Genomic DNA, 25,187 nt, shown 5'->3' on the forward strand with positions numbered 1-25,187 from the left:
TTTTAGATGAAAGCCCTTATCTTAGGCTATGGCTCGATTGGCAAAAGACATTGTGAAGTATTAGAAACTTTACTACAGATAGACAAGATTTGCCTTGTTACCAGCCAAGACATTACTGGGAAGGCTTGCTATAAAAGTCTAGAAGATGTGCCAAATTTAGATGAATTTGATTATTTTGTCATAGCAACTCCCACATTTTTACACCTACAAAATTTAAAATTTTTAGACGAGAAAGTAAAAGATAAAATAATACTTTGCGAAAAGCCTTTGTTTGAGAAATTTTATGATTTTACGCCAAAAAACAACAAAATTTTTGTAGGCTACGTTCTTAGATTTCATCCACTTTTACAAAAACTAAAAGAGCTTTTAAATGGTGAGAAAATTTTATACATAAATGCTAGTTGTGGTCAGTATCTACCAAGCTGGAGAAATGGAGACTATACAAAATGTTATAGTGCTAGCAGAGAAAAAGGTGGTGGAGTTTTGCTCGATCTTAGCCATGAAATCGACTATGTCACATGGATATGTGGTAAATTTAAAAGTATACAAAGCTTTCAAGGTAAAATCTCAGATTTACAGATAACAAGTGATGATTTATGTTTGATTTTTGGTAAAACAAACAAAAATGTAGTAGCTAATATAAGCATTGATTATCTAAGCCATATGACGCATAGAAACGTGCGAGTGGAGTGCGAAGCCTCCACCTACGAGCTTGATTTTATAAAAGGCACTCTCATAAAACAAGGTGACAAAAAGCAAATTTTTAATATGTCAAATTTAGCAAGAAACGAGATGTTTTTAGCTATGCATAAAGATGTCTTAGGCGAACAAAGATATATCTGCCACTTTAGCGAAGGACAAGACACAATGGGTGCAATAGATCAAATTCAAAGGCAAAATAATGAGTAATGTTTTATGTACAATATGTGCAAGAGGCGGTAGTAAGGGCGTAAAAGGGAAAAATGTACGTGAGCTTTGTGGAAAACCACTTATTGCTTACACCATAGAGCAAGCCAGGGCGTCAAATTTATTTGAACATATAGTTGTTAGTACCGATAGCGATTTGATCGCAGAAACAGCAGTAAAATACGGAGCAGAAGTCTTTTTTAAAAGAGATGCTGCTATGGCCAGCGATACAGCTGGAAAGCTTGATGTGATAAAAGATGCTTTTTTAAAAAGCGAACAACATTACGCACAAAGATTTGATTATGAAGTTGATCTTGATGCGACAGCTCCACTTCGTGATGTAAGCGATATCATAAATGCTTACAAGCAGTTTCTGGGCGATGAAAATGACAACCTAATAACTGCGATGCCAAGTAGAAGAAGTCCATATTTTAACCTAGTTGAAATTTATCCTGACGGACATGTGGGACTTGCAAAAACTTTAGCAAAAGCCATTGTAAGACGCCAAGACGCACCAAAAACATATGATATGAACGCTTCTATCTATGTCTGGAAACGTGAAGCCTTGCTAAATAACGATACATTGTTTTTGCCAAAAACTGGGCTTTATGTGATGAGTGAAGACAGATCAATCGATATAGATTGTGAACTAGATTTTAAATTTGTAGAGTTTTTAATGAAGGAAAAAAATGCTAACAGATAAAGTCATAGTGGTAACCGGAGGGGCTGGCAGGATAGGAAGTGCTTTTATAAAAGCCATCGTTAATCAAAATGGCATTGGTGTGATAGCAGAGGTAGATACAAAAAGAGCAAATTTACTAAAAGACGAGATAGTGAGCTCAAATAAAGATGCAAGGATCGAAGTTTTACAAATTGATATCAGTGACGTAAATTCTGTTAATGAAGCCATAAATTTTTTATACTCAAAATATGGTCGCATAGATGCACTGATAAATAATGCCTATCCAAAAAACAAAAATTTTGGTAAGAAATTTTTTGATATTGACATGAATGATTTCAATGCCTTTTTAAATTTACACCTTGGTGGATACTTTAATATCTCACAAAATTTTATAAAATACTTTTTAGAGCAAGGTTACGGCAACATCATAAATATCTCATCTATACAAGGTATCGGAGCGCCTGCTTTTGAGACTTACGAAGGTACGAATATGCACTCTCCTGTCGAATATACAGTAGTAAAACATGGCCTTCTTGGCATGACAAAATACATGGCAAAGATGTTTAAAAAAGACAATATCCGCGTAAACGCTATAAGTCCTGGAGGAATTTTGGATGGGCAGCCTGAGCCATTTTTAAGCCAATATAAAAAAAGATGCGGTATGAAAGGAATGCTTAATGCAAATGATATTTGCGGTGCTTTGATTTATTTATTAAGCGACGTATCAAAATATGTAAATGGACAAAATATCGTAGTTGATGATGGATTTAGTTTATAATTTAAAGCCTTAGTTTACCACTAAGGCTTTAAGCAGCAAATTTAGCGTGAGTATTTTAAAATCTTATATACAAAGCTTAAGATATTTTATTGATTGTAAAAGTATAAAACCCCAAAGCTAGGCTTTGGGGTGTGGGTTTGCGTATTGTAAAAGCATTAACACTCTTAAGGCTTTGTACTGCAACAAAGCCTCTACTTAAAAAACCTTAATTAACTACTGTAGTAGCTTCATTACGTTTTGTTGTACGCTGTTTGCTTGACTCATAGCATAAGCACCTGACTGAGCTAGGATGTTATGTTTTGAGAAGTTAGCAGACTCGCTAGCAAAGTCAACGTCTCTGATTTGAGACTCTGCTGATTTTACGTTAACTTGAGTTACAGTAATGTTATTAACTGTAGCTTGAAGTTGGTTTTGAACCGAACCAAGGTCTGAACGAACTTGATCTAGTGTTTTTTGAGCAGACTCAGCGATACTCATAACAGCCATCGCACCACGAAGTGTCATAACACCCGCTGATTGATTTACTGCTAAAGCAGCACTCATTCTTTGGAAGCCCATAGCTGTTGCTAGGTTTTTATCTATTTGTCCTCTTATATCTCTTAGAGATACTGATTGTTGAGCTCCACCATTAGCAGAGAACGCTATTGATAGTTTAGTAGCGCCACCACCATTTAGTTTGATATCTCTACCATCAAGGCGAACTAAGTTTAGTCTACCTACAAAGCCAGCTGTTAAAGATGTACCAGCACCTGGTGTACCCTTGCCACCAAGACCATTTGAGATATCTTTACCAGTTGCAACAATAGCACGACCATCACGGCTTGTTAGGACCATTTTACCTGTTTCAGCATCAACAGAAGCCTCAACGCCAGTTTGATCTTTAACAGAGTTGATAGCATTTACAAGTGCACCGTTTGAATCGTTTGCTTTAACATCTAGATCTCCGATTTTAACGCCGTTGATTGTTAAAGACTGAATTAAACCACCAGCAATAGCAGCACTAGCTTTCCAAGTAACGTCAGCTGTAGCTCTAACACCAGTTCTATCGGCAACTTTGTTGATATTCTCAGCTAGAGCACCAAGGCCTTTACCGATACCTGTTGAGATAGTAGCAGCTGTAACACCAACATCATTTACACCATCAACGTTTAGGAATTTAAGATTTACTGTACCCATAGCTGTAAGTAATCTTGAGCTCTCAAAACGTGTAAGGCCTATCTTATCAGACGTAGTCGCACCAATACTTGCTTTAACAGTTTGGTTTGAATAAGCACCTATTTGGAACTCTTTATTAGAGAATGTTCCGTTTAGTAGTTGCTGACCGTTAAATGAAGTAGTGTTACCGATATTGTCAAGCTCTTCCATTAGACGAACGATATCAGCTTGCAATGCTTGGCGTGATTGAGTTGTTTGGCCGTCTTGAGCTGATTGAGTAGCTTTTGTCTTGATAGTATCAAGAATTTTTAGCTGCTCGTCCATAGCTTTATCGGCAACTTGAATGATACCAATAGCATCATTACCGTTTGCAATAGCTTGACCTAGAGCTGAAGCTTGACTTCTTAAACTATCTGCAATAGATAGACCTGAAGCATCGTCTGCAGCTGTTTGAATTCTAAGACCTGAACTAAGTTTGTTAAGTGACTTAGATAGATCAGTGTTGTTGCTAACTGCGTTAGCGTGTGTGTTAAGTGCGTTTACGTTTGTGTTAATACGAAAACTCATTGTAAATCCTTTTAATTTTTAGTTACGACTTCTTGTCGCACAAAAACTATATCGTGAATTTTTTAAAAAACTTTATAGGTATGAATGAAAAATTTTTAAAAGATAGATCGTGGACTTGATTTTTATGCCTTGATACTTTAAAAATTATTTTTGCTACAATTACGCCAAAAAAATTAAAGGCTATATATAATGAAAAGCTTAATCATCGTGGAATCCCCCGCAAAAGCAAAGACCATCAAAAATTTCCTAGACAAAAGCTACAACGTCATTGCCTCAAAAGGCCACATCAGAGACCTGCCAAAAACTAGCTTTGGCATCAAGATAGAAGATGATAAATTTACCCCAGAGTATCGTATTAGCAGTGATCACTCAGCCATCGTAAAAGAGATAAAAGAGCTCGCCAAAGGTGCTGATGAAATTTACCTAGCGACCGATGAGGATAGAGAGGGTGAGGCCATAGCATTCCACATCGCAAACGCTATCGGCAAAGAGCCAACTAGCCTGCCTCGCATCGTTTTTCACGAGATCACCAAAAGCGCTATACAAAACGCCCTAAAAAGCCCAAGGCGTGTCGATATGAATAGCGTCAATGCCCAGCAAACAAGGCGCCTACTTGACCGCATAGTTGGCTACAAGTTAAGTCCGCTTTTAAGTTTAAAGATACAAAAAGGCTTAAGCGCTGGCCGTGTGCAAAGTGCAGCCCTAAAAATAATAGTCGACCGCGAGCGTGAAATTCAGGCATTTAAGCCAGTTGAATACTACACAATCGATACATTTTTTAAAAAAGATCTAGACGCTGAGCTGGTTAAATTTGAAAATCAAAAGATCGAAAAGCTCACTATCCAAAATCCAGACCGCGCAAAATACATTATAGAGAATTTACAAAATGAGAAATTTAGCGTCAGTGAGATCGAGAGCAAGGATAGAAAGATCCAGCCAAGCCCGCCATTTATGACCTCTACCCTTCAGCAAAGCGCGAGTAACCGCCTTGGCTTTAGCCCTAAAAAGACAATGATGATCGCTCAAAGCCTCTATGAAGGTGTACAAACTCACGATGGTTTCATGGGTGCGATCACCTACATGAGAACGGACAGTTTAAATTTAGCCAAAGAAGCCGTCACAGCCGCTAGAGAGCATATCTTAGAAAACTACGGTAAAGAGTATCTGCCAGCCAAAGCTATAAGCTACACGACAAGCTCAAAGGCCGCACAGGAGGCTCACGAGGCGATACGTCCTACAAATTTAAGCTTTACGCCGCAGATCGCTGCTAAATTTTTAGAAAAAGATGCGCTAAAGCTTTACACTCTCATCTATAATAGATTTTTAGCTTGTCAAATGAGTGCTTGTGTTAGCCAAACACAAAATGTCTACGTTGCAAGCGAAAAAGGCGAGTTTAAGATAAGCGGCAGAAAGGTGCTATTTGACGGATTTTATAAGGTTTATGGCGAGCTTGATAAAGATAAAATTTTGCCAAATTTAAAAAAAGGCGATGAGATGAGCCTACAAAGCATTAAAAGCACGCAAAATTTTACCGAGCCACCATCTCGCTACTCTGAAGCTGGCCTTGTTAAAAAACTAGAAAGTCTAGGCATCGGTCGCCCAAGTACATATGCGCCAACTATATCGCTACTAACATCAAGAGACTACGTCAGGATCGAGAAAAAGCAGCTCATACCAAACGAGATCGCATTTAGCATGATAGGTGTTTTAGAAGAGCACTTTAGCAATATCGTCGATAGCGAATTTACCTCTCATCTCGAAGAGAAGCTCGACGAGATCGCACTTGATAAGGCTGACTGGCAAAAGGTGCTAAGCGACTTTTACTATCCATTTATGGAGAAAATAAGCGCTGGCAAAACTGGCATAAAAAGCCTAAAAACAGCCACTCCGATCGGAGAGAAGTGCCCAGATTGCGGAAGCGAGCTATTGCTTAGAAAAGGTAGATACGGCGAATTTATTGCTTGTTCAAATTTTCCAAAATGCAAATATTCAAGAAATATTGCAAAAGATAACGAGAAAAGTGCCGAGTCTAGCACTTCTGCTACTTCAAAGCCAAAACGTGAGCTTAAAAAGCTTGACGTACCATGTCCAAAGTGTGGCGGCGAGATCGTGGAGAGATTTAGCAGGCGCGGTAAATTTTATGGATGTGCCAACTATCCAAAATGCGACTTCATCTCAAACTACGAGCCAGTGGCTCAAAAATGCGACGAATGTGGCGGAGATATGATCAAAAAAGAGCTTAAAAAAGGTACATTTGTCGAGTGCACAAAGTGTAAGAAAAAGACGTTAGTCGCTGAAAACTAAAAAATTTATAGTCGAATTTGAGCCATTTTGGTTTGGATTTGACTTTTTATTTATAAAATCTGTTTTTAATTATTTTGGATTGGTGGTTCGTAAATTTTATACACAGACAAAACAAATCCATTCCATTATAAATTTCTGATTGTTTACTAATTTGAAATCTACTTAACCAAAAAGAAAATTTTACTTGCTTATCTACTCAAAATTTAAACCTATCAAAGTTATAATACGCCAAAAAAGGATGAAATATGAAAACAATTATGCTCTGTGCGATATGCTCGGTGACTCAAGGAAATTGCGGTGAGGACTGCGCTTATTGCACGCAAAGTGCCAAAGCTGGCGCTGATATAACGAAATTTAAAGAAAAAAGCGTGCAGCAGGTGGTGGACGAGGCTAAAATGGCTTATAAAAACCACGCTCTTGGATTTTGTTTAGTCACGAGTGGTGCTAGGCTAAATGATAAAAAGACTGACTACATCGCATCTTTAGCAAGAGCCGTGAGAAAAGAAGTGCCAAATTTGATGCTTATCGCATGTAACGGCATGGCGACTTACGAGCAACTTTGTGAGCTCAAAAAAGCTGGAGTTTTTAGCTACAACCACAACCTTGAAACTAGCCGAGAATTTTTCCCAAAAATTTGTAAAACACACACTTGGGACGAGAGATATCAGACAAATTTAGATGCAAAAAGAGCAGGTCTTATGCTTTGCACTGGTGGAATTTATGGCATTGGTGAGAGTGAGTCCGATAGAGTGAGCTTTAGAGCTAGTCTAAAAGAGCTTGAACCATTTTCATCGCCGATAAATTTTTTCATAAAAAATGAATCTCTAAGTCTTGATCTGCCCCCTCTTAGTGTGGATGAAGCCCTAAAGATCGTACGTGACACCAAAAGCGCTCTTCCAGAAACTAGAGTCATGATAGCTGGTGGCAGAGAGAAAATTTTAGGAGATAGACAATACGAGATCTTTGAAAATGGCGCAGATGCGATCGTCATTGGTGACTATTTGACAGCAAAAGGCGAGATGGCAAGCAAAGACATAGAAGAGCTTAAAAGGCGTGGATTTGACTTTGCTAGCATTTGCCACTAGATATCTAATGTTTACAAATTTTTTCCTTGCAGGGGTTGGAGGTTTCATTGGAGCTGGTTTTAGGTTTTTGGCTGGCGAGCTCCTAAAATTTAGCCATTTCCCACTAACCACGCTTGGCGTAAATGTGCTTGGTAGTTTCATTATCGGCGTTTTATTTTGCTTAAATTTAAACCAAAGCGTGAGGGTATTTCTCGTTGTTGGTATACTTGGTGGATTTACTACATTTTCTAGTTTTAGTCTTGATAGCATGAAATTTTTAATCGAGGGCGAACTAGTAAAGGGCTTTTTAAATATCTTTTTAAACCTTAGCCTCTGCTTGCTTGCAAGCTATCTTGGTATCTTGTTTGGCAGAAATTTATAAATTTTTACTCGCAAATTTAGCATCACTCTCATAATGATGACCCACGCTTATCTACTTAAATTTTAAAATTAGCGTTGCTATGAATATTTTGATACATATTGGCGTTTAGTGAGCCAGATTATATCGATATGTCTAGTATGTGATGCTCACTAACTTCACTTTCATCGCTATTATCTTCATTTTCTACATTTTCACTTATGTTTTTATTTTCTTCCTTGCTTTCAAACCCACTTGCTTCTTCTTCGCTTTTTTGGCGTTCATGTTCCTTTTCGGGGTCTATTTTATAAGACTCTTCCATCGGACGCACCTCTTTTATCTCTTCACTTTGCTGTGTGGCAAGCTCGGCTGCCATTAAAGACTGCATGTCAAATCTGGCTTGTTGATTTGCATGCACTTGAGATACCACTGGGGCATTTTGGTTTATAAAGTTACTATTTCCTAAAGGTGTTACAGCCATTTTTTAGCCTTTATTTATGATGATAGTTTTATAGTTCGTATAGGTGACATTTGCACCGTTTTCACGTTTTAAATTTTCACGCTTAGTGTAGTCTACCTCGTACCTGCCAGCTCCCTTTACACTAAATTCCACGCAGAATTTAGCTGCCATTTCTAGCACATCTTCAGGCACCCTACTCTTGTTTGTCTTGATGATGACATGGGCGCTTGGGCTATCCTTTAGATGTAACCATATATCGTCTTTTTTGGCAAGGTCAAGCAAATTTATATTGCCTTTTTCGTTTCTACCAACTAGTATTTTAAACTCTCTAACGTAAAAAATTTCAGCATTTTCGCTCACATCTTTTACGTGGCGTTCTCTTTGTTTTGCCTTGTTTTTTGGGCTTAAAATTTCAAGTTCATAAAAACTACTCGCTTCTTTTAAGAGAGACTTTAAGCCTTCAAAAAACTCTATTTTTTCTTTCAAATTTCTCTTTTCTATATCTACACCAATGGCTTTTGCACGAAATTTTTTTGATCTTGTGTAAAACTCATTTGCACTATTTTTTGGTGTATCGCTAAGAGTTAATTTTATCTCGTTGCCATCAAAATCTTTTAGACAAATTTCCCTCTCATAGCCCTTAAAATTTCCCAAATTGGCAAGCAAAAGCGATCCTAAATTCGAAGCTTCCTCGCTCTTTTTTATCAGCTCATCTTTGTCTTCAAGCGAGTTTAAAATTTCACTCATGCTATCTATCTTTTTTTGCACGCTTGCGAGCTTTGCCTCTTTTAGCGCGGCTATCCTGGACTCATTTACTCTAGCCGCTTCGCTTTTAAAAAACGCCTCAAAGTCCGTTATTTGCTCGCACGGCTTTTCTTTTATCTCGATAGTTGGTAGCTCTTTTAAAATTTCTCCAGTTTCTATTTTTCGGTAGCTATTATCGATATGTCTTAGTGCCTCGATTATCACGTTGTTTTCGTCAGTTATCACAGCATTTGTAAAGCGGCCAGTAAATTCAAGATAGAGGATAAAATTTTCACTTTTATATGAGCCACTTTGCGTGCAAATAAATTTTAAAATTCTATTGTTTTTTAGGCACTCAACGCTTTTTATATGTGAAGCGTTAAAGCGCTTTTTTAGTACATTATCAAAAGGCGCTTGATAAATTTTTGCCTCTTTTTGCTCATCATCTTTATAAATTGCAGAGTTTGATTTATTTAGGTCAAAAATGATCTTTTCGCCATTAAATTCGATCAAAATAGCCATATCATTAATGCGTTTTGCTTGGTTTATCTTTGTAAAATTTGATAAATAACTTGCTATTTGAACTAAATGTGCGTACTTCATGCTAAAGATTATATCAGAAATGTTGCAAAAATGTTTTAACAAGTACTTCATCACCTGCCGTGATCAAATTGGACTGTAACTGATAAATTTTACTAAGCCTTTTAGCTTAGTAAAATTCCTTTAAATTTAGCTATTTTTGTTAAAATCGTCCAAAATTTAAAGGAAATTTATGAAACAAACTATCACAGAGAAAATATTTTCAGATCACGTTGGCAAGGCAGTAAGCGCAGGAGAGATCATCGAGAGTAAGATCGATATGATCATAGGTAATGACATCACGACGCCTATTTCGATCAAGCAGTTTGAGCGAAGTGGCGCTAAAAAACTAGCCAATCCGGATGGCTTTGCTATCGTTATGGACCACTACATCCCGACAAAGGACATCCTAAGCGCAAATCAAGCCAAAATTTCACGTGAATTTGCCTACAAACACGACCTTAAAAACTATTTTGACGAAAAAGATATGGGTATCGAGCATGCGCTTTTGCCTGAAAAAGGGCTAGTCATCCCAGGCGACGTCATCATAGGAGCTGATAGCCACACCTGTACACATGGCGCTCTTGGGGCGTTTAGCACCGGCATGGGTAGCACTGACCTAGCCTACGCTATGATCACTGGCAAAAACTGGTTTAAAGTGCCTGAGAGCATCAAGGTCGTATTTAAAGGCAAGCTTGACAGACACGTCTACGGCAAGGACCTCATCCTAGAGATCATCCGTCAAATAGGCGTTGATGGTGCACTTTATAAGTCACTTGAGTTTTGCGGCGAGGTGATAGAGGGCCTTAGCATGGATGATAGATTTTCTATGTGTAACATGGCGATCGAAGCTGGTGGTAAAAGCGGTATCATCGCGGTTGACGAGATCACAAAAGAGTTTTTAAAAGATAAAAATTTGCGTGATAAACCAAAATTCTTCTACTCAGACGAAGGTGCAAAATACGACAAAATTTTAGAGATAGATGTTACAAATCTAGATCCGGTCATCGCATATCCATTTTTGCCAAGCAACGGCAAGAGCGTAAGAGAAGCTGTAAAAGATGATCTTAGCGTAGATCAAGCGTTTATTGGCTCTTGCACAAATGGCCGCCTAAGTGACCTTCGCATCGCAGCGCAGATCCTAAAAGGCAAAAAAGTAGCTCGCAAAACAAGGCTTATCATCACTCCAGCGACGCAAAAGATCGCAAGAGCTGCTGAAAAAGAGGGGCTTATCGACATTTTCATCGAAGCAGGTGCGGTTGTAAGCAACCCAACTTGTGGTGCTTGCCTTGGCGGATATATGGGAATTTTGGGTGCAAATGAGCGCTGTATCTCAACGACAAATAGAAACTTTGTCGGTCGTATGGGCGATAGAACGAGTGAAATTTATCTGGCTAACTCGGCAGTTGTGGCAGCGAGCGCGATAGCAGGTAAAATCGCCGATCCGCGTGATCTTTAGAAATTAGCGGCTCGTCTCGTGAGCGTTTTTAACGGAGCTAGTAGAAATTTAGCTTGATAGACTAAATTGTCTTATCTTTACTAAATTTTTACGTCACTTCTGCTTGCAGTTGCGACCGAAAGGGGAGCAAAGCCATTAAACCCATCTCACGATACTTTGCCCTATATATGTGACAAAATTTGGTGAAATTCCTTCTGAAAATTTCGTCACAACATCCAAATCTATCTTAAAATCTTGCCACTAAATTTTAAAATAAGAAAAGAGCTAGCTAATTGGTAATTTAAATTTATTAACCGATAAATTTGGCTGTTTTGCAAATTTATCGGTTATTTTTAGTATAAGGAGCTTGGAGTTAGTGCGACTTAGCTCTGTGGCTAAAGCCTGAATAAATGGCTTTTTATTGCCGTCAAGGCTGCCCATTATTTGTGGAATATATGAAAAATACATACCAAGCTAGCCTAAAATTTGTAAATTTCTTTCACTTATATTTTCTCCTAAAAATTTATCGATAAAAACTGCAATATTACCAAGTATTTGACGTCCTAGAAAATCTCTTTTTATAGACTCAGGCTCTGGAGTAAAAAATATCTCTCCTATTGCTAAATTATTAGCTTGCTGTGGAAAATTTTTAAAAGATAGATGATCACTCTTTGTTTGCAAATTTAAAACCACCATGCAGAAATTTTGGTTATACTTTTGTAATTTTATAAAATTAAAAGGACATCAATGCAAACTTGCGTCATTTTAGCAGGTGGCAAGAGCTCGCGCATGGGAAAAGATAAAACTCTTTTGCCATTTGGTGGCTTTGATACGCTCACACACTACCAGGTCGCTAAATTTAGCAAGGTCTTTGACGAGGTTTACGTAAGCTCTAAATTTGAGAAATTTAGCCCACCGCTAAATCTCATAAAAGATGAGAGCACTGGTAGCTATTCTCCTATGCTTGCACTTTATTCTGTACTTAAAAATTTTGATCACAGTGTCTTTATAATTCCAGCCGATATGCCATTTTTTGATCTTTCTAGCCTTAAAGAGCTAGCTAAATTTAAAGATAAATTTGACATGGTTATAGCTGGCGACGATGAGCATATTCACTCACTTTGTGGATTTTTTAGCCCAAGATTAGCTACCTTGGCTCATGAGTTTTATTTAAAAAATGAACACAAAATAGGACTTTTAAGAAAAAGTTGCGAGTGCAAAATCGTAAATTTTAGTAACAAAGATCAGTTTTTTAACGTAAATTTTCCACAAGAGTATGAAATAGCAAATGAAATCCAAAAGGGGAGATTAGACCATGAGTAAATTTCTATTATTTTTAAGCCTTAGCTTTAGCCTCTTGATGGCAAGCAGGCTGGATGATTTTCAAAGGGCACAAGAGCTAGAGCAAAGTGGCGATACAAAGGCTGCAATACAAATTTATAAAGATTTGGCCGCAAACTCTTTAAAAGAGTTAGACAACCCACAAACCACTCAAGATAGTGAGCCCATACCAAAAGATGGCAAGTTAAAGCAAGCAGGAGTTTTAAGTGGCGACAAAAGTGGCAAAACTTTACAAAATGCTCTTGGTATCGAGCTTTATAAATTTAACTACCTTTTGCCAGCAACTTATGCTAAAAATGTGCCAAATGATGGGCGAAAGAGTGTTGAAACAAAATTTCAAATAAGCCTTGCAAAGCCGCTATTTTACGATGTTTTTGGTTTTAGAGAGAGCCTAGTAGCGGCCTATACGCAGACTTCTTGGTGGCAGATCACAAGGGCTTCAGCACCATTTCGCGAGACAAACTACCAGCCAGAAATTTACTTAAATTTTGCCTCGCCAAAATATCTAGAGAAAATCGGCATTCAAAACCTAAAATTTGGACTTTTGCATGAGTCAAATGGACGAGATGGCAAAAAATCAAGAAGCTGGAATAGAGCCTATGTGCAAAGTGATTTTGTTTACGGCAAGCTTAATATCTCGCCAAGAGCTTGGGTAGTGATCGGTGACAAGGGTGACAATAAAGACATCCTAAAATATATCGGACGTGGCGATGTAAGACTTAGTTACAATCTCAATGATCACATATTTAGCCTTATGCTAAGAAACAACTTACATTTTGATAAAACAAATAAAGGTGCGGCTGAGATTTCATATATGTTTCCAATATTTTCAACCGGCGTTTATGGCTATTTGCAGTATTTTACTGGATACGGCGAGAGCTTGATAGACTACAATAGACACACGGATAAGATTGGACTTGGTTTTGTTATCTTGAAATAAACTTAAAAAGTTTATCCTATATAAATGACTAAATTTGGGCAAATAATCATAAATTTTGCTCAAATTTGTCAAAAATTTTAATTAATTAAAAAACTTAAAATATTAGAAAAAATATAAGCAAAATTTGCTAAAATCGTCTTCAATAATCTCTCAACAAAAGGAGCTTTTCATGAGCGGAATTGCTTTGATCGTATGTTTTGTTATCGCGATCATACTTATGATCGTTATGATCTCTAAGCTAAAAGTGCATCCATTTTTAGCACTTATGAGCATATCTTTGATGCTAGCAATCGTTGCAGGTATCGATCTATCCAAGATCCCAGCAATGATAGGTGTCGGCTTTAGTGGCACATTTAAGAGCATTGGTATCGTTATTATCTTTGGAACGATCATCGGCACTGTGCTTGAAAAAACAGGAGCTGCTTTAAAACTAGCTGACATGGTCGTAAAACTAGTCGGACAAAAGCGTCCAGAGCTTGCCATGCTTATAATGGGCTGGGTTGTCGGCATTCCGGTATTTTGCGATAGCGGTTTTGTCGTTTTAAACTCTATTCGCGAAGCACTTTATAAGAAAATTTCAGCAAGTCCTGTTGCGATGTCAGTCGCACTTAGTGGTGGTCTATACGCATCTCACGTCTTCATCCCACCAACACCAGGCCCAATAGCAGCAGCTGGTACACTTGGTCTTGGCGGAAATTTACTCCTTGTCATCATCATGGGAACAGTCGTTTCTATCCCAGTTTTACTAGCTGTCTATTTCTTTTCAAAGAGTATTGGCAAAAGCGTAACAATAAGCGACAAAGAGGCTGACGCTACGATATCGGCTAGCTACGAAGAGCTTTTAAAGAAATTTGGAACACTACCTAGCGGATTTTTAAGCTTAGCTCCTATTATCATGCCTATTATTTTTATGGCAATTGGTTCGATAGTTGATGTACTAGCAAAACAAGGCATGCTTGATAAGGCTTCTTTTTTACCAAAAGTACTTTTATTTTTAGGCAACCCTATCATAGCCCTAGCTATTGGCGTGATCTTTTGCGTATTTTTACTGGCCGAGTCTAAAAAGATAAAAGAATTTGACCATATCACGAATGAATCTTTAAAGATTGCTGGTCCTATACTTTTCATCACAGCAGCTGGTGGTGTTTTGGGCAACGTTATCACTGAAGCTGGATTTGTAAATTTCATAAAAGAAAATGCCTCTACTATAAAAGCTATAGGAATTTTCTTCCCATTCATCATCTCAGCCGTGTTAAAAACCGCTCAAGGAAGCTCAACTGTGGCTATCATCACAACAGCATCTATCATGGGTGCATTTAGTGCTGATAACTCACTCATGCAAACTCTTGGCTTTACGACTGAAATTTCAGCCGCTCTTTGTGTTATGGCGATAGCATCTGGTGCGATGTGTGTATCTCACGCCAACGACAGCTACTTCTGGGTTGTGACAAATTTCAGCAAAATGACTGCCGATCAAGGATATCGCACACAAACAGCGATAACGTTTATAATGGGTATCGTTGGTATGATTAGCGTTTACATATTATCTTTGGTGTTTTTATGAGAATTTTAGTTGCGATTGATTCGTTAAAAGGCTCGCTTAGTTCGCTTGAAGCGGGCCTTGCCATAAAAGAAGGGCTAGAAGAGATCGACTGTGAAGTAGTAGTAAAGCCCATCGCAGATGGCGGTGAAGGTAGTGTAGAAGCGATGGCTGATGCACTTGGTGCAAAATTTATAGATACAATAGTGAAAAATCCACTTGGTACTGAAATTCTGGCGAGATATGCACTTAAAGATGATCTTGCCATACTTGAGATGTCAAGCGCTTCAGGTCTTACACTAATAAATCCAGACGAGAGAAATCCACTAAAAACTAGCACATTTGGCTTTGGACAAATGATAAAAGATGCCATCAGTAAGGGTGCTAGAAAATTTATCATTGGCATTGGCGGAAGTGCGACAAATGATGCTGGTACAGGTATGCTTAGTGCACTTGGGTTTAATTTCTATGATGAAAACGGTGTTTTGCTCGAAGGAAAAGGCGAGGATTTATCAAAAATTTGTGAGTTTTCGGACGAGAATGTCTCAAAAGAACTAAAAGAATGCGAGTTTTTGATAGCTTGTGACGTGGACAATCCACTTTATGGTACAAACGGAGCAGCTCACGTTTATGCTCCCCAAAAGGGTGCAAATGGCCGCATGGTAAAAGAGCTTGATGATGGACTAAAACACTTTGCAAGCCTTGTAAAAGAAAAAAATAGCACCAAATTTCACACACAAAAAGGTGCTGGTGCGGCCGGCGGACTTGGCTTTGCCTTTGTGGCATTTTTGGGAGCGAAACTTAGACCAGGTATTGAGATCATCACGCAGACTATTGCACTTGAGGATGAGATCAAAAAAGCTGATCTAGTCATCACAGGAGAAGGTCGCATGGATTTTCAAAGCTCAATGGGTAAGACTCCAACAGGCGTGGCAAAGATTGCCAAAAGACACCACAAGCCAGTCATCGCACTTGCTGGAAGCGTGCAAAAATGTGCCAAAGATTGCCATAAAAATGGAATTGATGCCTATTTTTGTATATTAAATGAGCCAGTTAGTCTTGAAGAGGCGATGAGAAAAGACATTGCTATTAGAAATTTAAAGATGACAGCAGAGCAAGTCGTCCGCCTTTATATGCTAAACCGCAAAGTATAAATTTAAAAAGATAGAAGTTAAATTTCTATCTTTTTACCTAAATTTTACTATCCAAATTTCTGCCCTTTAAGTGCTACAAAAATTCTCAAATTCTAATATATTTTGCAAAAAGCTAAAATAAAATTTAAAAAAAATTTTTACTATGTTAGAATAAGAAATACTTTTTTGAAAAGGAGAAATATATGCAACAAGGGCTAAATTCTCGTCGCAGCTTCATTGCAGCTGCAGGATTATTTTTCGCTACGACCGCACTAAAGGCAGCACCAAAGGACTTTAGTGGTAGTGGCGTTCGCTACGGCATGGCGATAGACCTTACAAGATGTGTTGGCTGTCAGTCATGCACTATGAGCTGTATGATGGAAAATGACGTTCAGCCAGGTGCTTTTAGAACCATTGTCTCAGAGTATGAAGCAAAGGATAAAAGCGGCAAAATGGCAGTCATAGCATCACTCCCAAGACTTTGCAACCACTGCAACAATCCAGCCTGTATTGATGTTTGTCCAACAGGAGCAAGCCATCAAAGAAGCAACGGCATCGTAAAGATCGACACAAAAGAGTGTATAGGCTGTGCGCTTTGCGTGGAGGCCTGTCCGTATCACGCAAGGTATCTTAGCCTGCATACCTATAAAGCTGATAAATGCACATTTTGCGACCATAGACTAAGAGCAGGACTCTTGCCAGCATGCGTAGAGAGCTGTGTGGGTGGTAGTCGTATCATAGGAGATCTTAACGATCCTAACTCAAATATCAGAAAATTTCTAGCCACACATGAGACTATGGTCATCGATAGTCCTAAAAATACAAATCCACAGGTGTTTTACCATGGCGTTAGTGAAATTTTGGCTAAAAATGATAAGAAACTCGAGCTTGAAAACGGATATCAAAAGGTTATCAGCTGGAGCGAAGAGATAGCGCAGTAAAAGGAAATAAGTAATGCAAAGAAGAGAATTTTTAAAAAGATCAGCCGTGCTCTCAACAGTAACTGCGAGCGCTGTGCTAGCAGATGGCGAAAAGGACGACTATAAACCACAATCAAACTCGCTCGAGCCAGAATTTAACGTAAAGGACGGCAAAATTTCACTTAGTGATGGACATAGTGTTATCTTTTCGATGTGCCATGGCTGTACGACGAAGTGTGGTATAAGGCTTCACGTAGATGATAAAAACGACCGAGTTTTAAGATGTAGCGGCAACCCATACCACCCACTTGCAAATTTACACTGGGCAAATTTTGATACCTCGATAAACGACGCACTTCTTGCCACAACACTAAGTGGCGAAGACGAAAAGCGAGCCACAGTTTGTGCTAGAGGAGCGATATTGCCTGAGATGATAGACTCGCCTGCAAGGATACTAACACCACTAAAAAGAGTTGGTAAAAGAGGTGAGGGCAAGTGGAAGAGTATAAGCTTTGAGCAGCTAGTAGAAGAGGTAGTGGAGGGCGGAGATCTCTTTGGTGAGGGGCATGTTGATGGGCTAAGAGCAATATATAGCGACGAGCTAATCGACAGCGAAAACCCAGAATATGGCACCAAACGCAATCAATTTTTAAGCTTTTACCTATACGACGGACGCTCTGACATCGTTGATCGCTTTGTCAAAAAGTCATTTGGCACTATAAACCACTACTCACACGGCGGAATTTGCGGCGGTGGCTTTAGGGTCGGTGGCAAGATCGCACACAACGCAAAGGGCTTTGCACACACTAAGCCAGACTATGAAAATTCTAAATTTATCATCTACTGGGGTACTTCGCCATCAAACGCCAGCAACCCTTTCCAAAAGCAAGCAAAAATGCTCTCTTACACAAGGGGCATGAGAGATGACTTTAGCTACGCGGTAGTCGATCCAAGCGTTACAAACGCAGTAAAATACGCATCATCAGACAAAGGCCGCTGGATAGCGATAAAGCCTGGCACCGACTCAGCTCTAGCCATGGCGATGATACGCTGGATCATAGAAAATAAAAAATACGCTACAAACTACCTTATTCAGCCAAATTTAGACCAAGCAAAACTTGCAGGCGAGATACATTGGTGTAACGCCACTCACCTAGTCATCACCGAAAAAGGCCACAAAGACTACGGCAAATTTGCACTTATAAATAACGAGTGGCAGGTCTGCTCGCAAGATGGCAAAATACAAAGCTACAAGGTAAATGAGCCAGCTAAGCTCTACTACAAAGGCAAAATTTTAATAGACGGCAAAAAGGTCGAAGTAAAGAGTTCTATGCAGCTTTTAAAAGAGTCAGCCTACAAGCACAGCTTAGAGGAGTACTCAAAAATTTGCGGTGTGAGCGTAGATGATATTTTGTGGCTTTGTGAAAATTTCACCAAAAATGGCAGACAAGTGAGTACAAACGTGCATGGCGGCATGATGCATACGCAAGCTGGCATGACTACCTACGCGATCCTTTGTCTAAATACGCTAATGGGCACTTACGGCTACAAAGGTGGCAACGTCAATGCAAGTGCTGGCACGCACGAGTTTTTAAAGGGTAGATATGACCTTGAGAGCTTTGAGGGTGCTTATAAGCCAAATGGACTAAATTTATCAAGATCTGGCAAATACTACGAAACTAGCTCGGAGTTTAAGCGTAAAGTGGCAGCTGGCGGCAGCGGCTATCCAGCACAGCAGCCGTGGTATCCTATCTCTATGCCACTGGTAAACGAAACGCTCACTAGCCACAAGGCTGGCTATCCATACAAAGTAAAAGTCTTCATAAACTATATGACAAACGTATTTTACGCTCAAGCTGGACTTGAAAGAGCGGTCTTAGATGCACTAAAAGATAGTAAAAATTTACCACTTTTTGTTGGTATAGACGCCTTTATGAACGAGACAAACGCCTATGCTGACTACATCGTGCCAGATGGAGTAAATCTAGAAAACTGGGCACTTCCAAATGCCCTTTGGGGAACAATCGCCAAAACCTCAGTCGTACGCTACCCAGCCGTTAGCCCAAGGCAGGCAAAAGATAAAAACGGCGGAGTTATCGACGTTGAGGCATTTTATATAGCTGTGGCAAAGAGACTTGGCCTAAAAGGCTTTGGCAAAAATGCATTTAAAGATAAAGACGGAAATTTCATGGATCTTGACGTAAAAGAGCAGTATTATGCAGCTGCTTTGGCAAATTTAGCCTTTGACGGCGAGGGTGTAAAAGATATAAGCAACGAAGATAAAAAGCTTAGTAAAATTTCAAAGATTATGGACAAGCTTGATCCTTATTTAAAAGACGAAGAGAAGCCAAAAGTGGCGCACGTGCTAGCAAAAGGCGGTAGGTACGATAGCTACGAGAGTGCGTACAAGGGCGATAAGATGACCTTAAAGGTGCCAGCGCCTACGCCAGCCTCCATCTACTACGAGCCACTTGGCGGACACAGACACTCAATAACAGGCGAATATATGCCAGGAGTGCCAACTCTAATGCTTCCAGTTGCAAGCGATGGCACACCACTTGAGAAATTTTTCCCACGCTCTGAGTGGAAATATGTGGTGAGCTCTAGAAAGTCAAATATCCAGCACTTCTACACATTTGTTAGCCCAAGGCTTAGAGCTGTTCATCCTAAAAACTTCATTAGGATTGCAACAGACGTGGCTAAAGAGCAAGGCATAGTCTCAGGCGACAAGGTCAAAGTGACTACGCCTTACGGCGCGCAAGTGGGTGAGGCATTTGTGACAGATGGCGTTGCAAGGGGTGTTATTAGTATCGAGCATGGGTTTGGTCATGATGAGTTTGGTATAAGAACACACCTCGTCGATGGAAAGCCAGCCTTTGGGATTGCCAACCTAGAAAAAGGCGTCAATCACAACAAGCTTGGACTTCTTGATCCAAAAAGAAATGGAGAATTTAGCCTAAATGACTGGCTGGTGGGCACCTGTGCTAGACAGGCACTTCCTGCAAAGATAAGAAAGATCGGCTAGTTTAATATAAATTTGGCGAGCAGAATAAATTTGCTTGCCAAATTTTACTTTTTAAAGCTTTTCAACTCTAATTCGCCAGATCCTCAGCCACTTTTGCAGCTAGTTTTAGCTTGTCACTATCAAAGTGCGTGTAAATTCTTGAGGTATTTAGGCTTGCATGCCCTAGAGCTTCTTGCACCAAAACAAGGTCCTTTTGCTTTTTGTAAAGCATCGTTGCAAAGGTGTGGCGCAGCATGTGAGCACCATTTTTCTCTTTTCTGATCCCAGCTTTAAAAAGGATTTGCTCCACTATGCGGCTTACGTAAGCCTGCGTCAGCCTCGTGCCTTTTTTGTTTATAAAAAGATAACCTTCCTTATTGATGTAGTTTATTGCGATCGCGTTTAGATGAGATTCTATTAGGTGACGTTTTATCATAACGATGCGGTATTTATTACCTTTGCCACGAATTCTAATGATAAAAAGATCACCATCTTCAGTGATATCTTTCCTCTTTAAATTTAGGGCCTCACTTACACGAATGCCAGTAAAAATTATCGTTTTTATTATGAGCTTATTGCGATTTGAGTTTTGCTTAAAGTCGCTCTGCTCGATCGCATCTAGAAATTTCTTAACCTCATCCTCGCCCATAAACTCAGGTAACTTTTGCCCTTTATTACTGCTTACGCCACCCCAGTTTTTTAAATTTATATCAAAGACATGGGCTTTGCCGTCCTCTTCGTTTTGTTTGTCTAAAAATGCAAAGAAATTTATCACTGAGATGCGGTAATTTTTCTTGCTAGCATCACTTAATCCACCAGTTGTACTAGCTAGTATTTCGCTTAGTAGCTCTTCATCAATCTGCTTTAGGCTGCTAAGCTCGTAAAATTTCATCGTTTCATATATTTTTTTAAGTGGATTAAAGTAGGTATTTATACCAGTAAGCCCTGCATTTCTTGCGCTTTTTACTAGGCCGTCAAGCTGATCAATGTTCTTTACCTCGCGGCTTAGGGCGTAATTCACACTTGCAAGCGCCTTTGGATCTCGCAGCTCTTTATTTGAAAGCGAGCTAAGTTTAAATTTTACGTAGCGAGTTAGCCAAAATATAAATGAGTTTTCAAAATTATCTTTACAGTCAAGTGGATATTTCAAAATAATAACCTTAAATTTTTTATTTTGAAAAGTATTATATTTGAAATTTTATGAAAAGAAATTCAAAAACTATAAAAGTTTAAGCACATACCCATTTTCTGTGGCTTCAAGCTTATATTTACGCATTTTATCAAGCTCCAAAACCACTCTAAAATATCTATCGTGCCAACCGATTATGACATTTTTAAATATCTCGCTTTCAAGTTTTAAATTTTTGGTCTTAAAGCTTCTTGGAGGCTTTGCAAAATCAAGAACAATCTTGTTTTTTTCATAAGCAAAATGCTTTAAATTTTTAGCTTTTGTGACGACTTTTAGCTCTTTTTCGCTAGCTAAAAAGCTTATAAAGTTTAAAAATTTAACCAACTTTTCATTTTTAGTATTTTCAACTGGTTTTGCATTAGGCTCTATTTTTACTTCGACTACTTTTTGTTCAGCATTCGTGCTAGTTTCTTTTATCTTTTTTGCTCCAAGATCGATAACCACGACATTTGGGGCTGGTATATCTGAAGTTTTATTTCTATCTTTGTTTAAAATTTTAGTCTCATTTTTTTCTATAATCACAGGAGTGCTTAATTTCTGAGTAGGTATCTCAGCCATCGTTACTGAAACATCCAATTTTTTGGCTGCGACTGGCTCTGGAGTTTTCATCTTTGTTAGAGCGAATTCATCACCATGATCAATAGTTTTATTTATATCGGTTAGTCTTTTTTCTTTTATACTGCCGTCGTTTGCCCTGTATCTTATAGTAACATCTAGCAAAAGCATTGCATCGCTTGGAAATTTAAATGAAAGTGAATTAAAACTATCAAATTTCTCAATGATATTTGTTGTCATAACACTTGTATTTAGCTCGCTCATAGGCATAAATGGATTTTCTCTAGCATATAAACTTGCCGTCAAAATAGATAAAACTAACCAAATTTTTTTCATCGTTCCTACTTTTTGTTGGAGTCTGGCTCAAGGCCTTGCAATTCAAAATAGTCTTTTTGCAGACGCGCATTCATTTTTTTTAAAATTTCTACGTCTTCACTAAGCCTCTCTTTTTTACTCTGAAGGCTTAGCATAACATCAAGTGAGCGTTTGCCAAACATCATATTACCCACATAAAAGGCAAACATAGCCACGCAAATGGTGGCTATGACATAACGTAATGTTGGTCTAATATATTTTACAATTTTATGAAATATGCCATCAGTGCTGCCATATTCGTCTAAAATTTCGCTCAAATATTATCCCCCAAAAACTCTCCAGCCTCAAGTTCGATCTCAAGCAATCGATTATATTTTGCATTACGCTCGCTTCTTGAAGTTGCACCTGTCTTTATCTCGCCGGTATTTAGAGCAACCGCAAAGTCAGCTATAAACGCATCTTCGCTCTCGCCGCTTCTGTGGCTCATGACGCAGCGGTAGCCGTTTCTTTGAGCAAGGCGGACAGTTTGCATAGTTTGAGTGACTGAGCCTATTTGATTTGGCTTGATAAGGATCGCATTTGCTATGTTTTTCTCAATGCCTTCGCGTAAAATTTTCTCATTTGTGACAAAAAGATCGTCGCCAACTAGCTGCACTTTGCTTCCAAGCCTTTTTGTAAGCTCAGCCCAGCCGCTCCAGTCGTCCTCACTAAGGCCATCTTCGATAGAGAATATAGGATATTTTTCGCAAAGTTTTTCGTAGTAGCTAATGAGCTCGTCGCTGCTAAATTTCTTACCTTCAAGCTCGTATTTGCCATCTTTATAAAGCTCGCTTGAGGCAACGTCAAGAGCTAGCTTTATCTGACTACCAAGCTCATATCCAGCCTCTTTTACAGCTTGCGAGATGAGCTTTAGTGGCTCTTCATTGTCTTTTAAATTTGGAGCAAAACCACCCTCATCGCCGACAGCCGTACTGTGGCCAGCTGCGTTTAGGATAGATTTTAGTTTGTGATAAATTTCAGTTGCGGCCCTTAGCGCATCACTAAATGTACTAAAGCCAAATGGCATGATCATAAATTCTTGAAAATCAACGCTATTGTTTGCGTGTGCACCACCGTTTATGATGTTAAACATCGGCACTGGCAAGATACTAGCATTTGCACCGCCAAGGTAGCGGTAGAGTGGGATATTTAGGCTCTTTGCAGCTGCACGAGCTACTGCCATAGATACGCCAAGGACTGCATTTGCGCCTAAATTTGAATAGTTGTGCGTGCCATCAAGCTCAAGCATCTCTTCATCTACTGCTTTTTGGTTATAAGCATCAAGGCCGATGATAGCCTCTGCGATCTTTTCATTTACATTTGAAACGGCTTTTAGTACGCCCTTGCCAGCATATCTCTCGTCTTTATCACGAAGTTCGAGCGCCTCACGCTTGCCAGTGCTTGCACCACTTGGTACGATCGCACTTGCCTCGGTTCCATCACTTAGTCTAACTGTCGCGCGGACTGTTGGGTTGCCCCTACTATCTAAAACCTCGTGAGCTTCTACATCTTCAATAAATACCATTATTCATCTCCTGCTTCGTTTGTGTCGTCGTCTTCGTCTTTTGCGCCGCTGCTTATTAGGTGGTCTATGCCCATTGAGCCTTTTATCGCCGCTACTATCTCATCAGAAATTTCTGGGTGCTCTTTTAGGTAGGCTTTGGCGTTTTCTCTGCCTTGGCCTAGTTTTTCGGCCTTGTAGCTAAACCACGCGCCTGATTTGTCGATAATGTCGAGCTTTACGCCATAGTCGATGATCTCGCCCTCTTTACTCACACCCTCGCCAAACATGATGTCAAATTCAGCCACTTTAAACGGAGGCGCGACCTTGTTTTTAACAACTTTTGCTTTCGTGCGGTTGCCGATAGGCTCGTCGTTTTGTTTAAGTGTGGCTATCTTTCTTACGTCTATTCTTACTGATGAGTAAAATTTAAGTGCATTGCCGCCAGTTGTAGTCTCAGGCGTGCCATATCCCATCATACCGATCTTCATACGAATTTGGTTGATAAAGATAACAGTTGTCTTCATCTTGCTTAAAATTCCAGTTAGCTTTCTAAGTGCCTGGCTCATAAGTCTTGCCTGAAGGCCCACGTGCTGATCGCCCATGTCGCCATCTATCTCGCTCTTTGGAGTAAGCGCAGCGACGCTATCAACTACGATAAGATCGACCGCGCCACTTCTGGCAAGCGTTTCAACGATCTCAAGTGCCTGCTCGCCAAAGTCTGGCTGAGAGACGTAGAGATTGTCAGTATTTACGCCTAAATTTGAAGCGTATTTTACGTCTAGTGCGTGTTCTGCATCGACAAACGCACAAATTCCGCCAGCTTTTTGCGCTTCAGCGATGATGTGAAGTGTAAGAGTGGTTTTACCTGAGCTTTCTGGTCCATAGATCTCGATGATCCTGCCTTTTGGAACGCCGCCTATGCCAAGAGCTAGGTCAAGTCCTAGCGAGCCAGTCGGTATAGACTCGATAGCCTCAACCTCTTTATCGCCAAGTCTTAAAAGCGTGCCTTTGCCAAAAGCTTTATCGATCTGCTTTAGCGCAAGCTCAAGCGCCTTTTTCTTGTCCGCTTCGCTCTCTGGGATAGCTATCTTTTTGTCACTATCTTTTTCTTTTGCCATTTTTTACCTTATAAGTTGAAATTTGGCTTGATTCTATCTAAAAAGAGATGAATTTTACTTGATTTACTCGCAAATTATAATATTTTCGTCAAGCAGCGCAGCGCTATCTATGAGAGCAAAAAGGTGCTCTTTTTCAAACAAAAATCCATAAATTTGATCTTCGTTTTTTAGTATCGCAAGCTTAAGCGGCTCTACAAGCGAGCTAGCGCAGAGATTAAGAAAGGCTTCGTCGATACTGTTTTGTGAAATTTGGGGTTTGGTTTTGAAATTCTCATCTTTTATAAAAGAGATAAATTTCTCTTTAGTAGTAGATTTATTAAATTTAAAAATTAGTTTTTCTTCTAAGGCCTCGGCTAAAATTTCATCAAATTTAACTAGGTCTATGCGATCTTTTACACCTAAAATTTTGGCAAAATTTAGTAAATTTTTATCATGATCAGCCACATTTTTCTCGTGCTCGCTTTGCGCCTTTTTAGCCCTATAAACAGCGTAGAGACCAATAATCATAAACAAAACTGAAAGGGTAAAAACTTCTATTAAAAACTCACTCATCA

The 25,187-nt window shown here is 39.2% G+C and carries 23 protein-coding genes; 13 read left to right on the top strand and 10 right to left on the bottom strand.

Going from position 1 to position 25,187, the window contains the following annotated elements; translation table 11 throughout:
- The first annotated feature begins 6 nt into the window (after nucleotides 1-6).
- The 3 genes from ACTTKV_RS06300 to ACTTKV_RS06310 are packed head-to-tail and all read left to right on the top strand — an operon-like array spanning nucleotide 7 to nucleotide 2,366.
- Complete coding sequence (locus ACTTKV_RS06300) at nucleotides 7-909, top strand: Gfo/Idh/MocA family protein (protein ID WP_442549759.1); 903 nt, start codon at nucleotides 7-9, stop codon at nucleotides 907-909.
- Nucleotides 902-1,609, top strand: a complete 708-nt coding sequence (locus tag ACTTKV_RS06305; protein WP_442549760.1) for an acylneuraminate cytidylyltransferase family protein — start codon at nucleotides 902-904, stop codon at nucleotides 1,607-1,609. The genes ACTTKV_RS06300 and ACTTKV_RS06305 overlap by 8 nt, the downstream gene beginning before the upstream one ends.
- The gene (locus ACTTKV_RS06310; protein ID WP_442549761.1) at nucleotides 1,596-2,366 is read left to right on the top strand and encodes an oxidoreductase; all 771 of its coding nucleotides are present in this window, start codon (nucleotides 1,596-1,598) and stop codon (nucleotides 2,364-2,366) included. The genes ACTTKV_RS06305 and ACTTKV_RS06310 overlap by 14 nt, the downstream gene beginning before the upstream one ends.
- Before the next feature lie 213 nt (nucleotides 2,367-2,579).
- On the opposite strand, the gene ACTTKV_RS06315 is transcribed toward ACTTKV_RS06310, so the two are convergent.
- Nucleotides 2,580-4,088 (bottom strand): flagellin B, encoded by a 1,509-nt coding sequence (locus ACTTKV_RS06315; protein ID WP_442549762.1) that lies wholly within the window; start codon nucleotides 4,086-4,088, stop codon nucleotides 2,580-2,582.
- A 186-nt stretch (nucleotides 4,089-4,274) separates the two neighbouring features.
- Here ACTTKV_RS06315 and topA point away from each other — a divergent pair, with 186 nt between their 5' ends.
- The 3 genes from topA to crcB all read left to right on the top strand — a co-directional run bounded on the left by topA (nucleotide 4,275) and on the right by crcB (nucleotide 7,838).
- Nucleotides 4,275-6,392, top strand: coding sequence for a type I DNA topoisomerase (gene topA / locus ACTTKV_RS06320; protein ID WP_442549797.1), 2,118 nt, complete (start codon nucleotides 4,275-4,277; stop codon nucleotides 6,390-6,392).
- Nucleotides 6,393-6,637: 245 nt separating this feature from the next.
- Nucleotides 6,638-7,477 (top strand): biotin synthase, encoded by an 840-nt coding sequence (locus tag ACTTKV_RS06325; RefSeq protein WP_442549763.1) that lies wholly within the window; start codon nucleotides 6,638-6,640, stop codon nucleotides 7,475-7,477.
- Nucleotides 7,452-7,838: a fluoride efflux transporter CrcB gene (crcB, locus tag ACTTKV_RS06330; RefSeq protein ID WP_442549764.1), complete on the top strand. Its 387-nt coding sequence runs from the start codon at nucleotides 7,452-7,454 to the stop codon at nucleotides 7,836-7,838. The genes ACTTKV_RS06325 and crcB overlap by 26 nt, the downstream gene beginning before the upstream one ends.
- Nucleotides 7,839-7,956: 118 nt before the next feature.
- Here the strand turns inward: crcB and ACTTKV_RS06335 are convergent, their stop codons facing one another.
- Both ACTTKV_RS06335 and ACTTKV_RS06340 read right to left on the bottom strand, forming a co-directional pair.
- Nucleotides 7,957-8,295 (bottom strand): hypothetical protein, encoded by a 339-nt coding sequence (locus ACTTKV_RS06335; protein ID WP_442549765.1) that lies wholly within the window; start codon nucleotides 8,293-8,295, stop codon nucleotides 7,957-7,959.
- 3 nt (nucleotides 8,296-8,298) lie between these two features.
- Nucleotides 8,299-9,621 carry an NFACT RNA binding domain-containing protein gene (locus ACTTKV_RS06340; protein ID WP_442549798.1) on the bottom strand — a complete coding sequence of 441 codons (1,323 nt, stop codon included), beginning with the start codon at nucleotides 9,619-9,621 and terminating at the stop codon, nucleotides 8,299-8,301.
- Nucleotides 9,622-9,790: 169 nt separating this feature from the next.
- On the opposite strand from ACTTKV_RS06340, the gene leuC reads away from it, so the two are divergent.
- Complete coding sequence (gene leuC / locus ACTTKV_RS06345) at nucleotides 9,791-11,056, top strand: 3-isopropylmalate dehydratase large subunit (protein WP_442549766.1); 1,266 nt, start codon at nucleotides 9,791-9,793, stop codon at nucleotides 11,054-11,056.
- A gap of 453 nt (nucleotides 11,057-11,509) precedes the next feature.
- Here leuC and ACTTKV_RS06350 read toward each other — a convergent pair whose 3' ends face one another.
- Nucleotides 11,510-11,716, bottom strand: a complete 207-nt coding sequence (locus tag ACTTKV_RS06350) for a hypothetical protein (RefSeq protein WP_442549767.1) — start codon at nucleotides 11,714-11,716, stop codon at nucleotides 11,510-11,512.
- A 66-nt stretch (nucleotides 11,717-11,782) separates the two neighbouring features.
- Between ACTTKV_RS06350 and mobA the strand changes: the two genes are divergently transcribed.
- From mobA to ACTTKV_RS06380, 6 genes are all read left to right on the top strand, one after another.
- Nucleotides 11,783-12,358, top strand: coding sequence for a molybdenum cofactor guanylyltransferase (mobA, locus tag ACTTKV_RS06355; protein WP_442549768.1), 576 nt, complete (start codon nucleotides 11,783-11,785; stop codon nucleotides 12,356-12,358).
- Complete coding sequence (locus ACTTKV_RS06360; protein WP_442549769.1) at nucleotides 12,351-13,316, top strand: phospholipase A; 966 nt, start codon at nucleotides 12,351-12,353, stop codon at nucleotides 13,314-13,316. The genes mobA and ACTTKV_RS06360 overlap by 8 nt, the downstream gene beginning before the upstream one ends.
- A gap of 169 nt (nucleotides 13,317-13,485) precedes the next feature.
- Nucleotides 13,486-14,880: a GntP family permease gene (locus ACTTKV_RS06365; RefSeq protein ID WP_442549770.1), complete on the top strand. Its 1,395-nt coding sequence runs from the start codon at nucleotides 13,486-13,488 to the stop codon at nucleotides 14,878-14,880.
- Nucleotides 14,877-16,010, top strand: coding sequence for a glycerate kinase family protein (locus tag ACTTKV_RS06370; protein WP_442549771.1), 1,134 nt, complete (start codon nucleotides 14,877-14,879; stop codon nucleotides 16,008-16,010). The genes ACTTKV_RS06365 and ACTTKV_RS06370 overlap by 4 nt, the downstream gene beginning before the upstream one ends.
- A gap of 182 nt (nucleotides 16,011-16,192) precedes the next feature.
- Complete coding sequence (locus ACTTKV_RS06375) at nucleotides 16,193-16,930, top strand: 4Fe-4S dicluster domain-containing protein (protein WP_442549772.1); 738 nt, start codon at nucleotides 16,193-16,195, stop codon at nucleotides 16,928-16,930.
- Nucleotides 16,931-16,943: 13 nt separating this feature from the next.
- Nucleotides 16,944-19,934: a molybdopterin-dependent oxidoreductase gene (locus ACTTKV_RS06380; RefSeq protein ID WP_442549773.1), complete on the top strand. Its 2,991-nt coding sequence runs from the start codon at nucleotides 16,944-16,946 to the stop codon at nucleotides 19,932-19,934.
- 67 nt (nucleotides 19,935-20,001) lie between these two features.
- On the opposite strand, the gene ACTTKV_RS06385 is transcribed toward ACTTKV_RS06380, so the two are convergent.
- From ACTTKV_RS06385 to ACTTKV_RS06410, 6 genes are all read right to left on the bottom strand, one after another.
- Nucleotides 20,002-21,063, bottom strand: coding sequence for a tyrosine-type recombinase/integrase (locus ACTTKV_RS06385; RefSeq protein WP_442549774.1), 1,062 nt, complete (start codon nucleotides 21,061-21,063; stop codon nucleotides 20,002-20,004).
- A 69-nt stretch (nucleotides 21,064-21,132) separates the two neighbouring features.
- Nucleotides 21,133-21,993 carry an AMIN domain-containing protein gene (locus ACTTKV_RS06390; RefSeq protein WP_442549775.1) on the bottom strand — a complete coding sequence of 287 codons (861 nt, stop codon included), beginning with the start codon at nucleotides 21,991-21,993 and terminating at the stop codon, nucleotides 21,133-21,135.
- 5 nt (nucleotides 21,994-21,998) lie between these two features.
- Complete coding sequence (locus ACTTKV_RS06395) at nucleotides 21,999-22,181, bottom strand: hypothetical protein (RefSeq protein ID WP_178140078.1); 183 nt, start codon at nucleotides 22,179-22,181, stop codon at nucleotides 21,999-22,001.
- A 104-nt stretch (nucleotides 22,182-22,285) separates the two neighbouring features.
- On the bottom strand, nucleotides 22,286-23,536 hold the full coding sequence (eno, locus tag ACTTKV_RS06400; protein ID WP_442549776.1) for a phosphopyruvate hydratase: 1,251 nt from the start codon (nucleotides 23,534-23,536) through the stop codon (nucleotides 22,286-22,288).
- Entirely contained in the window at nucleotides 23,536-24,633 is a 1,098-nt protein-coding gene (recA, locus tag ACTTKV_RS06405) for a recombinase RecA (protein ID WP_021085361.1), read from the bottom strand. Before recA ends, eno begins: the two co-directional genes overlap by 1 nt.
- Before the next feature lie 63 nt (nucleotides 24,634-24,696).
- The gene (locus tag ACTTKV_RS06410; protein ID WP_442549777.1) at nucleotides 24,697-25,185 is read right to left on the bottom strand and encodes a hypothetical protein; all 489 of its coding nucleotides are present in this window, start codon (nucleotides 25,183-25,185) and stop codon (nucleotides 24,697-24,699) included.
- Between the last annotated feature and the right edge of the window lie 2 nt (nucleotides 25,186-25,187).

This window comes from Campylobacter sp. (assembly GCF_052169515.1).
Lineage (GTDB): Bacteria > Campylobacterota > Campylobacteria > Campylobacterales > Campylobacteraceae > Campylobacter_A.

Coding starts and splice junctions, on each gene's coding strand:
- ACTTKV_RS06310 (WP_442549761.1), top strand. CDS start 1,596: ATGCTAACAGATAAAGTCATAGTGGTAACCGGAGGGGCTGGCAGGATA.
- ACTTKV_RS06360 (WP_442549769.1), top strand. CDS start 12,351: ATGAGTAAATTTCTATTATTTTTAAGCCTTAGCTTTAGCCTCTTGATG.
- recA (WP_021085361.1), bottom strand. CDS start 24,633: ATGGCAAAAGAAAAAGATAGTGACAAAAAGATAGCTATCCCAGAGAGC.
- ACTTKV_RS06325 (WP_442549763.1), top strand. CDS start 6,638: ATGAAAACAATTATGCTCTGTGCGATATGCTCGGTGACTCAAGGAAAT.
- leuC (WP_442549766.1), top strand. CDS start 9,791: ATGAAACAAACTATCACAGAGAAAATATTTTCAGATCACGTTGGCAAG.
- ACTTKV_RS06365 (WP_442549770.1), top strand. CDS start 13,486: ATGAGCGGAATTGCTTTGATCGTATGTTTTGTTATCGCGATCATACTT.
- ACTTKV_RS06380 (WP_442549773.1), top strand. CDS start 16,944: ATGCAAAGAAGAGAATTTTTAAAAAGATCAGCCGTGCTCTCAACAGTA.
- mobA (WP_442549768.1), top strand. CDS start 11,783: ATGCAAACTTGCGTCATTTTAGCAGGTGGCAAGAGCTCGCGCATGGGA.
- ACTTKV_RS06375 (WP_442549772.1), top strand. CDS start 16,193: ATGCAACAAGGGCTAAATTCTCGTCGCAGCTTCATTGCAGCTGCAGGA.
- ACTTKV_RS06305 (WP_442549760.1), top strand. CDS start 902: ATGAGTAATGTTTTATGTACAATATGTGCAAGAGGCGGTAGTAAGGGC.
- ACTTKV_RS06390 (WP_442549775.1), bottom strand. CDS start 21,993: ATGAAAAAAATTTGGTTAGTTTTATCTATTTTGACGGCAAGTTTATAT.
- ACTTKV_RS06410 (WP_442549777.1), bottom strand. CDS start 25,185: ATGAGTGAGTTTTTAATAGAAGTTTTTACCCTTTCAGTTTTGTTTATG.
- ACTTKV_RS06370 (WP_442549771.1), top strand. CDS start 14,877: ATGAGAATTTTAGTTGCGATTGATTCGTTAAAAGGCTCGCTTAGTTCG.
- ACTTKV_RS06300 (WP_442549759.1), top strand. CDS start 7: ATGAAAGCCCTTATCTTAGGCTATGGCTCGATTGGCAAAAGACATTGT.
- ACTTKV_RS06315 (WP_442549762.1), bottom strand. CDS start 4,088: ATGAGTTTTCGTATTAACACAAACGTAAACGCACTTAACACACACGCT.
- ACTTKV_RS06395 (WP_178140078.1), bottom strand. CDS start 22,181: ATGTTTGCCTTTTATGTGGGTAATATGATGTTTGGCAAACGCTCACTT.
- ACTTKV_RS06340 (WP_442549798.1), bottom strand. CDS start 9,621: ATGAAGTACGCACATTTAGTTCAAATAGCAAGTTATTTATCAAATTTT.
- ACTTKV_RS06335 (WP_442549765.1), bottom strand. CDS start 8,295: ATGGCTGTAACACCTTTAGGAAATAGTAACTTTATAAACCAAAATGCC.
- eno (WP_442549776.1), bottom strand. CDS start 23,536: ATGGTATTTATTGAAGATGTAGAAGCTCACGAGGTTTTAGATAGTAGG.